This is a genomic window from Sulfitobacter sp. (assembly GCF_041552635.1).
Lineage (GTDB): Bacteria > Pseudomonadota > Alphaproteobacteria > Rhodobacterales > Rhodobacteraceae > Sulfitobacter.
In genome coordinates, this window is sequence record NZ_JBFEKM010000144.1 from 1 (window position 1) to 10,721 (window position 10,721).

Genomic DNA, 10,721 nt, shown 5'->3' on the forward strand with positions numbered 1-10,721 from the left:
AACAGCGTTGGTCAAGGAGTTAACCATGTTCCCGCCGTAGTGGTTCAGAACCAGAACATCGGCACCGGAGTTCAGAACTGGTGCGATATAGGAGGAGAAGTCAGTCGCGGCGAGCGGTGTGCGCACGTCGTTGATGGTTTCCCAACCCATTGCCTCGGTTGCGGCTTGGATCGATTCCTGCTGCGTCCAGCCCCATGTATAGTCGGCTGTCAGGCTGTAAACCTTGCGGTCATCGCCATAGAGGTTCTTGAGAACCGGTGCCAAAGCGGCAGCAGACATGTAGGCGTTAAAGAAGTGACGGAAACCGTTGGCCTTCTTGTCTTTACCTGTTGTGTCGTTCGAGTGGGTCAGACCCGCCATGAAGAGCACGCCAGCTTCTTGGCACAGGCCCTGAACAGCAACAGCCACACCCGAGGACGAGCCACCGGAGATCATGATTGCGCCGTCTTTTTGGATCATCGACTGTGCCGAGGCACGTGCCGCGTCGGATTTTGTCTGCGTGTCGCCGGTGACGAACTGGACTTTCTTGCCCATGATGCCTGTACCGTCCAGCGCTTTTGAGCTGAAGGTTTGCAGCATGCCGCCGTCGCCCATGCCGTTCAGGTGCTCGACCGCCAGTTCGAATGCGCGCAGTTCGTCTGCGCCTTCGTCCGCGTAGGGACCGGATTGTGGAACGTTAAAGCCCAGCGTTACCGTGTCGCCCTGTGGCGCGTTGGTGAAGCCGGAATGCGCCGCAGCGCTAAGATACGTCGGCAGAGCAAGACCAGCGCCTGCAACGGCACCGGTCTTGATCAGACCACGACGTGTCAAATTCGAAAATGACATGTATTTCCTCCCAATTGTTGAAACCGCGTCATGGTTATTGTCCATGTACGCGATGCACAGAGGTGCAAATAGGATAAGATGTGAAAACTGAAAACCAATCAATAAGCCCCTTGATAAAAACACTTATTCTGTAAACATATTCGCTAAGTCAGTAGGGAGATTGTAAATTTTATGATGTTGCATTGCAGAAAGCCGTTGAAATCGCGCGCTAATTCAGGATCTACGACTTTTGTCGCGTGAGGCGCTGACCGGCAGTCGTATCCGCGAGCGGCGGATCATGGCAGGGCAGAAGCAAGCAGACCTTGCCAATGTGATCGGTATTTCAGCCAGCTACCTGAATTTGATCGAACACAACCGGCGCAGAATCGGCGGAAAGCTGCTGCTAAACATCGCAAGCGCGCTTGGCGTCGAACCAACCGCCCTGACCGAAGGGGCCGAGGCTGCCTTGATCGGGTCCCTGCGCGAGGCCGCCGATAGTGCGGGCCTGACCGGACCCGAAGCGGGACGTGCCGATGAGTTTGCGGGCCGTTTTCCCGGTTGGGCCGATGTTTTGGCCACCGCGCAGCGCCGCATTGCAACGCTGGAGCGTACGGTGGAGACCCTGACCGACCGTCTGGCGCATGACCCGCATCTTGCGGCGTCGATGCATGAACTGCTGACCACAGCTGCCGCGATCCGGTCGACGGCGTCGATCCTTGCCGATACCAAGACGCTTGAACCGGAATGGCGCGACCGCTTTCATGTCAACATAGATCAGGACAGCCGCCGCCTGGCCGACAGTGCCCAAGCGTTGGTCGGGTATCTTGAGGCCGACCCCGAGGCGTCATCGGTCGCCAATTCCCCCCAAGAGGAGGTCGAGGCGTTCCTGGAAGCCCACCGTTTCAGCTTTGCCACGCTAGAGGTTGCAGGGCATGATGTGGGTGCCATCGAAAAGCTGACCAAAGCCGCCCCCGAATTGCAAAGCGTTGCGGCGCGTCACATCGCGGGGAATGTTTTGCAACAAGTGGCGCGCGATGCCGATGCCCTGTCTCTCTCTGACCTCAGGGCCGGGCTGGAAGCCTTGGGGCCCGATCCCGTCGCTCTTGCTGCACGCCTGAACCTGCCCGTCGCCCGCATCTTGCGCCGCATGGCGTCGGTGCCGGAATTGGGCGCAGGGCTGTTGGTGTGCGACCGTTCCGGGACGGTTATCTTTCGCAAGTCCATTGACGGGTTTGTGGTGCCGCGTTTCGGGGCGTGTTGCCCGATGTGGCCTTTGTTTTCGGTTCTGGGGCAGATTGGCGTCGTGGCGCGTGAACGGCTACACCAACTTGGGCGGGCGTCAGCAGAGTTCGACTGCATCGCGACCTGCGAAACAGTTGGCCCCGCAAGTTATAACACGCCGCCGTTGATGCAGGCGGTGATGTTGATCCTGCCGGCGCGGGATGTGTCCAGCGCCAGACAGGATGTCGGCGCGACCTGTCGGACCTGCCCGCGAGACGGCTGTGCTGCGCGGCGTGAACCGTCGATCCTGTATGATGGTGTCTGAAGGTAGGGGTATCATGCTTTTGACAGGGATGAAAAATCGGTGCATCGTAAACTTCGGCCCGTCGAGACCCCCAGATAAGGGGGCCGTGGCCAAAAGCGGAGGGATATACCGATGGCAAAGCACGTTGTGCTCGTCGAGGATGAGACAAACATCGCGGAGGCGATCAGGTTCTTGCTGGGCCGAGAAGGCTGGCGGGTTGAAACCTTGGCGAATGGCAATGCCGCCGTCGAAGTGATCCGCAACGCCAAACCCGATCTGGTGATGCTTGATGTGATGCTGCCGGGTAAAAGCGGGTTTGAAATCCTCAAGGAACTGCGCGCCGATGCTAGGTTCACGGATATGCCAATTCTGATGCTGACGGCGCGCGGCCATGCCCGTGACCGCGAGATGGCAGAACTCGCCGGGGTTAGCCGTTTCATGACGAAACCGTTTTCCAACGAAGAGATGATCAACGCCGTGCATGAGCTAACGGCTCCGGGATCGCTGAGCGCATGACCAACAGGCCGGGATCTCCGTTGTTTCTGGAACGGCGCAGTTACCGGTTTCGCCGTATGATGGATGCGGTTCGGCTGTTGCCTTTGTTGATGTTGGCGTTCTGGATGGTGCCACTGCTTTGGCCGGTACAAGATTCCGGTGATGCGGTGGCGGTGCCGATGTCCCATGCAGTGCGTTATATCTTTGGCGTCTGGCTGGGCGGCATTGTTTTGGGGTGCTTGTTGTGGCGGCGCACGGCGCGCCAGATTGTCCAAGAAGCCCAAAACTGATGGTATCCCTCAATCAGCTGATCGCAGTGTGCCTGCTGTATGTGGTGGGGCTGTTTATGGTGGCCTTTGCCGCCGAACGCGCCGCGATCCGCGGGCGGGGCGATTGGCTGCTGCGCTCGCCCTTGGTTTATACACTGTCGCTGTCGATCTATTGTACCGGTTGGACGTTTTACGGGGCGGTTGGCTATGCAGCGCGGTCGGGGCTGGAATATGTGACGATTTATCTGGGGCCCAGCCTTGTGATGATCGGATGGTGGTGGCTGTTGCGGCGTTTGGTGCGGATTGGCCGGTCGCACCGGGTCACATCTGTCGCTGATCTGATTTCATCGCGCTATGGTAAATCGAACCTGCTGGCCATTCTGGTCACCGTGATGGCGGTAATCGGTGTCACGCCCTATATTGCCTTGCAATTGCAATCGGTTACCTTGTCGCTGTCGATTTTCGCGGCCCCGACGGGTGTTGCAAACGGCGTGTTGGATGGGCAGGCTGATCCGATCAACACCGCCCAAGCGGCATTCTGGATTGCCATCGGTCTGGCGCTGTTCACCGTATTGTTCGGCACCCGCAATCTGAACGTAAACGAACGTCACCACGGTGTTGTCATCGCCATCGCGGTAGAGGCTGTCGTTAAATTGCTGGCGTTGATCGCGGTGGGCGTGTTCGTCGTCTGGGGCCTTGCCGGTGGCGTGACCGAGGCGATGACCCGCATCGATCAATCCGCCATTGGCACATGGCAGGTGGACGGCGGACGCTGGGCCGCGTTGACCTTTCTGGCGGCGGCGGCCTTTGTGTGTTTGCCGCGCATGTTTCAGGTGATGGTGGTCGAAAACGACGAAGAGCGGCATCTACAGACCGCCAGCTGGGCCTTTCCGCTGTACCTGATGATGATGAGCCTGTTCGTCGTGCCGATCGCGGTTGTTGGACTTGATCTGCTGCCCGCAGGGTCCAACCCTGATCTGTTCGTGCTTAGCTTGCCGCTTAGTCAGGGGCATAATAATCTGGCGATGTTCGCATTTTTGGGCGGGTTCTCCTCTGCCACATCGATGGTGATCGTGGCGACGCTGGCGCTGTCGACGATGGTCAGCAACCATATCGTGATGCCGATCTGGCTGGCCTTGGGGCAGACCAGCGTTCAGCAATCAGGCGACGTGCGCCATGTGGTGATCTTGTCGCGGCGGATATCGATCCTGTTCATCATCTCGCTGGGGTATTTCTATTACCGTGCGTCCGGCGGCAGTGGCACCCTCGCGGCGATCGGGACGATCTCGTTTGGCGGGGTAGCGCAATTCTTGCCGGTGTTGCTGGGCGGAATATTCTGGCGTGGGGCCACGCGGATGGGCGCGCTATGGGGGTTGGGCACCGGCTTTGGGCTGTGGGTCTTTACGATGCTGTTGCCCAGCTTTGGTCCCGGTGCGGCGCTGTCCGCCGCAACGCTTGAACAGGGGCTTTTCGGGCTTGGCTGGCTGCGCCCGCAGGCGCTGTTTGGCGTGGGCGGGCTTGACCCCACGGTTCATGCGGTGGTCTGGAGCCTGTCGTTGAACACCTTGGCCTTTATTATTGGTTCGCTGTTCAGCTTTCCGTCCCCGGTCGAGCGTCTGCAAGGCGCGCAATTCGTGAACATCTTTGACCACTCAAGCCCGGCGCGCGGCTGGACCGCATCGGTTGCCGCCAGCGAAGACCTGATGATCATGGCGCAGCGTATTTTGGGAGCCGCCGAGGCACAGGCGTTCTTTCGGGCGCAAGCGCAGCTTCAGGAAAAATCCGAAGGCCTGCCGGAACCAACCCCGGCATTTGTACAGGCTCTTGAGCGTGAGCTGGCCGCCTCGGTGGGGGCTGCGACGGCCCATGCGATGGTGTCGCAGCTGGTCGGGGGGGCATCGGTATCTGTTCAGGATCTGTTGGCCGTGGCGGACGAATCGGCGCAAATGCTGGAATACTCCAGCCAGCTCGAGGTGAAATCACGCGAATTATCCGATACAGCCGCAAAGCTGCGCCGCGCCAATGACAAGCTCACGCAGTTATCCCATCAAAAAGACAGTTTTCTTAGTCAGGTCAGCCACGAGTTACGGACACCGATGACGTCGATCCGGTCGTTCTCCGAGATTTTGCGCGATGCCGAGGCATTAAGCCCGCAGGAAAAGACCCGCTATGCGTCGATCATCCATTCCGAGACAATTCGCCTGACGCGTTTGCTGGACGATCTGCTGGACCTCTCCGTGCTTGAGAACGGCGAAGTAACCTTGAACCAACAACGCGGATCGCTGCGGGATGTGCTGGATATTGCCGTTACGACGGGACGCGCCGCCAATACGCGGGACATTGCGATTGATAGGGATCGTGACAGCGAAGATATCCCGCTTGAGACCGATTTGGACCGGCTGTCGCAGGTTTTTATCAATCTGATCACAAATGCGCAGAAATACTGTGTGTCCGATGCGCCCTGTCTGTCGGTGCGCGTGCATACATCAGGCAACATGGTCGCCGTCGATTTTATTGACAATGGTGCAGGCATCGACGCCGACGCCCGTGATCTGATATTCGAGAAATTCACCCGCGTGGCAGGGCAGGGCGGCGAGGGCGCAGGCCTTGGCCTTGCTATCTGTCGCGAGATCATCACCCGGCTGCGCGGTGATATTGCCTATCTGTCAGACAGCCCCGGAACCGGGTTTCGCGTGACGTTGCCGACAACCCAACCGGGCAAATTTCCGGAATTAAACCCCTTCGCTGCATCTGCATAAAGACCATAGTAACCATTAAGCCTTTAGAACGGACGCAAGTGGGACAGGTGCCGGGCGGAGTATTAGGTGACGGATCAACTTCAATCAGCGATGCGGCGAAAGACGCAGGCAGGACAGGCATTGCACCAGTCCCGCACTGTTTCAGTACCCAAAGCGCTGCGGTTGACCCTGTCCAAAGTTGGCAATGATCTGTTTTCGCTGCCTTTGGCCACGATCGGGGTGACCCAAGAAACCGTCGATAATGAAAGTTGTCGGGATATTTTCAAGGATGAAAACCTGCTTGTCCTGATGGATGGTCCCCGTGGGCTGTGCGGGGCAGTGATGATTGATCCGTCCCTTGTCGGCGGCTTGATACAGCAACAAACCATGGGGAAGGTGCTTGATGCACCAACCGGTGCTGCCCGGACGATGACCGGCACGGATGCTGCATTGGCTGCCCCGATGATCGATTCATTGCTTCAGCGTGCCACCTTGTTGTTGGAAACTGACGAAGATCGCGCAGTGCTTTCAGGGTACCGGTTCGGGGCCAGATCGCACAATGTGCGGTTGTTGATGTTGTCGCTGGACGCGGCAGAATTTCACGTCTTTCGGATGACCGTTGATATGGCGCAGGGGGCCCGCCAGGGTGAACTTGTGATTTGTCTGCCTGTGCCGTCCCGTCATTCGGTGGCGGTGCAACCCAGTCTTGAGGGTGAAACCGTCGAAGTTCCCGTCGCGCCCAAAACGCTCAGCAGCTCTGTATTGCAGCTAAAGGCTGATCTGATGGTCTCGCTTGCGCAGGTTACCATGTCTATTCGCGACGCAGGCGACCTGCATATCGGGCAGGTATTGGAATTGGGGACCGTTTCTTTTGATTCTGCGCAAGTCAGGACGAAAGATGGCCGTGTTCTGGGTTTTGGGGCGCTTGGACAATCGGACGGGATGCGGGCCTTGCGTCTGAAACATCGCGCTAAAACACGTGACGCGCCTAAACGCCGCGCGGAAGATGTAGGGGAATTGGCTGCCCAAGGTGCATATGATGCCTCGTTCGAGGCTGTCTATGACCCTGACAATCTGCCCGCCTTGGAACATCAGGGTGGTGGCATGACCACCCCTGACTGGCAAAACGATGCGCCCCAGATGCCGGATATGTCTGATTTGCCGGAAATGTCCCCGATGGCCGATTTCTCTGCCATGGACGGCATGACAGAGATGCCGGAGATGGAGACGATGCCTGACATGTCTGATTTGCCCGGTCTCGAAGACGGGTTCGGGATGTCAGATGATGAAGAAAGTGATGTGCCTAGCCAATTTAACATCGGCTAGGTATCGGGGCGTTTCAGCCGTAGCTGGCGCTAAGCAATCCACGCATGTGGCTGACGTCATACCCGCCAGCCCGCGCCGCCGCGATCAGGTCGTCAGCGGGCTGTTCGCCCGCCTGACCCAAGGCCCATGCGATGGTTGATCGGGTACCAGACGCACAATAGGCCAGCACGGTTTCATCCAGCGCCACGCTGATGTCGCGATTGCGGGTGATGATGTCCGGCGTCATTGTCTGATGTGTCAGCGGCTGGAACGCAAATTTGATGCCCGCCGCCTCAGCCGCCGCTTGGATTGCGGTGTGCTGATGGCTTGGGGGCACTTCCGCGTCCGGGCGGTTGCACAGGATCAGGGTGATGCCCGCCTTTGCGATCTCCGGCATGTCGGCCGGGTCAATCTGGGGGGCAGCAAAGAAGCGGGGGGTGATTTGACGCATATCCATGGTTTGATCTACCCCAGCCCCTTAGGCTCTGTCCAGCATTTGCCGCGCTTTGGGAGCGACCAACATGCCGGCCAGCATTGCTGCTAGAAAAACCAGCCCGCCAAGCCCGCCAAACCCTAGCGATGCAAGGGCAGGGCCGGGGCACAGTCCTACAAGCCCCCAGCCCATCCCGAACAAAATCGCGCCCACAACCAGCTTGCGGTCAAATTTGGTCTCTGGACGCTCTGGGAAATTCCCGCCGATCAGCGGTTTGCGACCATGTGTTAGTGCCCAAGCCGCGGCCATTGGCAAGATCGCACCGCCCATGACAAAGGCCAGCGTCGGATCCCAATTGCCGAAAAAATCTAAAAAGCCCTGAACCTTGTCGGTATTGGTCATGCCGGACAGGTAAAGGCCAATGCCGAACAATGCGCCCGAAACGAGTGATAAAAGGTGCCGCATTTCAAAGCCCTCCCAAGATGGCGCGCAATACGACGACGACCAGCGCCCCCGCTGCGATATAAACCAAGGTCGCAACAATGCCGCGCGGGCTAAGCCGCGAGATACCGCAGACGCCGTGGCCTGATGTGCAGCCGTTGCCGATCCGCGTGCCCAGCCCGACCAGAAAACCGGCCAGAACAACCATGAAGATATTGCTGGTCAGATTGGTTTGGGCCACACTGCCCGATGCATAAACCACGAGTGCGGGTGCGATGATCAATGCGGCCAAAAAGGCAAGGCGATCAACCCATTCATGCCGGCCAGATCCATCAACAAGACCGCCGATGATCCCACTGGCCCCCATGATCCGCCCGTTGCCCAACAGATAAACCGCGCCGCCGCAGCCAATCGTCAGCCCGCCGATCAGGCCCCAAATCCAGTCCATCTCAATCATGCTACATCCATTTCAAATTTTGCGCATAAAACTGGGCGCAAAGCCAAGCTTTGCACCGTTCAACCGGATATATATACTTTTTTGAATATGTGTAAATGGTCAAAACGAAATGACCTTGGGCGGATCTAGCCCAGCAATATCCCGACGACGACCATCATCAATTCGATCACCGAAAGAAACAGCGCACCAAGGTTCAACGGCAGTACGTTTTGCAGAACCGCCCGCATTTCTTCTTCGCCAAGTTTCGCGCGCTTGGCACCGGTCACCCGGACAATGCACCAGACCAGCCCGACCAGCCCGACCAATGAAATGGCGGCCCCGGCCCAGATGAGAATTTCGAACAGCGACGTTGATGTATTTTCCATAAGGCGCGGGCTATCTGATTTGCGCTCATGGAGCAAGTGTGGCTTGCGGGGGGGCAGGCGCGGCGTTAGTCAGGGCGCTGACCCTTGCCAGACACAGGATACCCGCCATGAGCGACAGCGACACAAACCCAGAGACCCCCGACGTCGTTGGCGACGCCACATACCGCGTCACTGCCAATGAATTGCGTCAGTTCATTGAACGGATCGAACGGCTTGATTCCGAAAAGAAAGACCTTGCCGAGCAGCAAAAAGAAGTCATGGCCGAAGCGAAGTCACGCGGCTACGACACCAAAGTAATCCGCAAGGTGATCGCACTGCGCAAGCGCGACAAAGATGATATCGCCGAAGAAGAAGCCGTGCTTGAAATGTACAAAGAAGCTTTGGGGATGTGATTTACCCCTCTGCTATGCGCTAAATCGCGCGGCAGCCGGGCGCTATGGCCCAAATCCGCTTGCGCCCCGGCGCAGGCCCAAATAGAAGAGCGGAAATTTTTCCGCCCGCGCCAAAACATGCGCGGCCTTACCCTATGGAGCTAACATGCAGGTCAACGAGACGCTGAACGAAGGTCTGAAACGCGGCTATGCCATCACTGTGACAGCCGCCGAGCTGGAGGCCAAGGTCAACGAAAAGCTGGCCGAAGCACAGCCCGAAGTCGAAATGAAGGGCTTTCGCAAAGGCAAAGTGCCGATGGCGATGCTGAAAAAGCAGTTCGGCCCCAAGATCATGGGCGAAGCGATGCAGGAAAGCATCGACGGTGCCATGCAAGAGCATTTCGAGAAGTCCGGCGATCGTCCAGCGATGCAGCCTGACGTGAAAATGTCTAACGAAGACTGGAAAGAAGGCGATGACGTTGAGGTCACAATGACCTACGAAGCTCTGCCCGAAATCCCCGAGGTCGATTTGTCTTCAATCACGCTGGAAAAGATGGTCGTCAAAGCGGACGATGCTGCCGTTGACGAAGCATTGGCGAACCTTGCCGAGACAGCGCAGGATTTTAAATCGCGCAAAGCTGGCGTGAAATCCAAAGACGGTGACCAGATCGTGTTTGATTTCCTTGGCAAAGTAGACGGCGAAGCCTTTGAAGGTGGTGCCGCAGAAGATTATCCGCTCGTGCTGGGCTCGAATTCTTTCATTCCCGGTTTTGAAGAGCAGCTGGTCGGCGTTGTTGCAGACGAAGAAAAAGATGTGACAGTGTCCTTCCCTGACGACTACCAAGCCCCCCATCTTGCGGGCAAGGAAGCCGTGTTCGAGTGCAAGATCAAGGAAGTCAAAAAGCCCGTCGCAGCCAAGATCGATGACGAGTTGGCCAAGAAGTTCGGTGCCGAAGACCTTGAAGCACTGAAAAAGCAGATCGCAGAGCGTCTGGAAGCCGAATATCTCGGCGCATCTCGCGCTGTTATGAAGCGTGGTCTGCTCGACGCGCTGGACAAACTGGTCAGCTTTGATCTGCCCCCGTCGTTGGTCGAAGCCGAAGCCGGTCAAATCGCACACCAGCTGTGGCACGAGGAAAACCCTGACGTCCAAGGTCACGATCACCCCGAGATCGAAACCACAGACGAGCACAAGGCACTGGCAGAGCGCCGTGTGCGTCTTGGTTTGCTGCTGGCAGAGCTGGGTCAGAAGGCCGAAGTTACCGTATCTGACGCAGAGATGACCCAAGCGATCATGAACCAGGCGCGTCAATACCCGGGCCAGGAGCGTCAGTTCTTTGAATTCGTTCAGCAAAACCAGCAGATGCAGCAGCAAATGCGCGCACCTTTGTTTGAAGACAAGGTCGTTGACCATGTGTTCGATCAGGCGACACTGAATGAAAAAGAAGTGTCCAAAGAAGATCTGCAGAAGGCCGTAGAGGCGCTGGAAGACGAAGAGTAAGTTTTCCCGAACTCTTA

12 protein-coding genes are annotated in these 10,721 nt (G+C 57.7%); 7 read left to right on the forward strand and 5 right to left on the reverse strand.

The window, feature by feature from the left end; translation table 11 throughout:
- A partial coding sequence (locus ABYT07_RS15535; RefSeq protein ID WP_372992950.1) for an ABC transporter substrate-binding protein occupies nt 1-825 on the reverse strand: 825 nt, incomplete at its 3' end.
- Between the two features lie 229 nt (nt 826-1,054).
- Between ABYT07_RS15535 and ABYT07_RS15540 the strand changes: the two genes are divergently transcribed.
- The 5 genes from ABYT07_RS15540 to ABYT07_RS15560 all read left to right on the forward strand — a co-directional run bounded on the left by ABYT07_RS15540 (nt 1,055) and on the right by ABYT07_RS15560 (nt 7,157).
- Complete coding sequence (locus ABYT07_RS15540) at nt 1,055-2,350, forward strand: helix-turn-helix domain-containing protein (RefSeq protein WP_372992951.1); 1,296 nt, start codon at nt 1,055-1,057, stop codon at nt 2,348-2,350.
- A gap of 111 nt (nt 2,351-2,461) precedes the next feature.
- Nucleotides 2,462-2,845 carry a response regulator transcription factor gene (locus ABYT07_RS15545; RefSeq protein ID WP_372992952.1) on the forward strand — a complete coding sequence of 128 codons (384 nt, stop codon included), beginning with the start codon at nt 2,462-2,464 and terminating at the stop codon, nt 2,843-2,845.
- Complete coding sequence (locus tag ABYT07_RS15550) at nt 2,842-3,114, forward strand: hypothetical protein (protein WP_372992953.1); 273 nt, start codon at nt 2,842-2,844, stop codon at nt 3,112-3,114. The genes ABYT07_RS15545 and ABYT07_RS15550 overlap by 4 nt, the downstream gene beginning before the upstream one ends.
- Complete coding sequence (locus ABYT07_RS15555) at nt 3,114-5,852, forward strand: ATP-binding protein (protein ID WP_372992954.1); 2,739 nt, start codon at nt 3,114-3,116, stop codon at nt 5,850-5,852. The genes ABYT07_RS15550 and ABYT07_RS15555 overlap by 1 nt, the downstream gene beginning before the upstream one ends.
- A 66-nt stretch (nt 5,853-5,918) precedes the next feature.
- Nucleotides 5,919-7,157 (forward strand): FliM/FliN family flagellar motor C-terminal domain-containing protein, encoded by a 1,239-nt coding sequence (locus tag ABYT07_RS15560; protein WP_372992955.1) that lies wholly within the window; start codon nt 5,919-5,921, stop codon nt 7,155-7,157.
- A gap of 13 nt (nt 7,158-7,170) precedes the next feature.
- On the opposite strand, the gene ABYT07_RS15565 is transcribed toward ABYT07_RS15560, so the two are convergent.
- The 4 genes from ABYT07_RS15565 to ABYT07_RS15580 form a co-directional block, all read right to left on the reverse strand.
- On the reverse strand, nt 7,171-7,593 hold the full coding sequence (locus ABYT07_RS15565; protein ID WP_372992956.1) for a TIGR01244 family sulfur transferase: 423 nt from the start codon (nt 7,591-7,593) through the stop codon (nt 7,171-7,173).
- Nucleotides 7,594-7,614: 21 nt separating this feature from the next.
- Nucleotides 7,615-8,034, reverse strand: coding sequence for a DUF6691 family protein (locus ABYT07_RS15570; protein WP_372992957.1), 420 nt, complete (start codon nt 8,032-8,034; stop codon nt 7,615-7,617).
- Nucleotide 8,035: 1 nt separating this feature from the next.
- Nucleotides 8,036-8,467, reverse strand: a complete 432-nt coding sequence (locus ABYT07_RS15575; RefSeq protein ID WP_372992958.1) for a YeeE/YedE family protein — start codon at nt 8,465-8,467, stop codon at nt 8,036-8,038.
- Between the two features lie 125 nt (nt 8,468-8,592).
- Nucleotides 8,593-8,832 carry a hypothetical protein gene (locus ABYT07_RS15580; RefSeq protein ID WP_372992959.1) on the reverse strand — a complete coding sequence of 80 codons (240 nt, stop codon included), beginning with the start codon at nt 8,830-8,832 and terminating at the stop codon, nt 8,593-8,595.
- A 107-nt stretch (nt 8,833-8,939) separates the two neighbouring features.
- Here ABYT07_RS15580 and ABYT07_RS15585 point away from each other — a divergent pair, with 107 nt between their 5' ends.
- Together ABYT07_RS15585 and tig are read left to right on the forward strand one after the other, a co-directional pair.
- Nucleotides 8,940-9,224: a DUF2312 domain-containing protein gene (locus ABYT07_RS15585; RefSeq protein WP_372992960.1), complete on the forward strand. Its 285-nt coding sequence runs from the start codon at nt 8,940-8,942 to the stop codon at nt 9,222-9,224.
- A 145-nt stretch (nt 9,225-9,369) separates the two neighbouring features.
- The gene (gene tig, locus ABYT07_RS15590) at nt 9,370-10,704 is read left to right on the forward strand and encodes a trigger factor (protein WP_372992961.1); all 1,335 of its coding nucleotides are present in this window, start codon (nt 9,370-9,372) and stop codon (nt 10,702-10,704) included.
- Nucleotides 10,705-10,721: the final 17 nt, after the last annotated feature.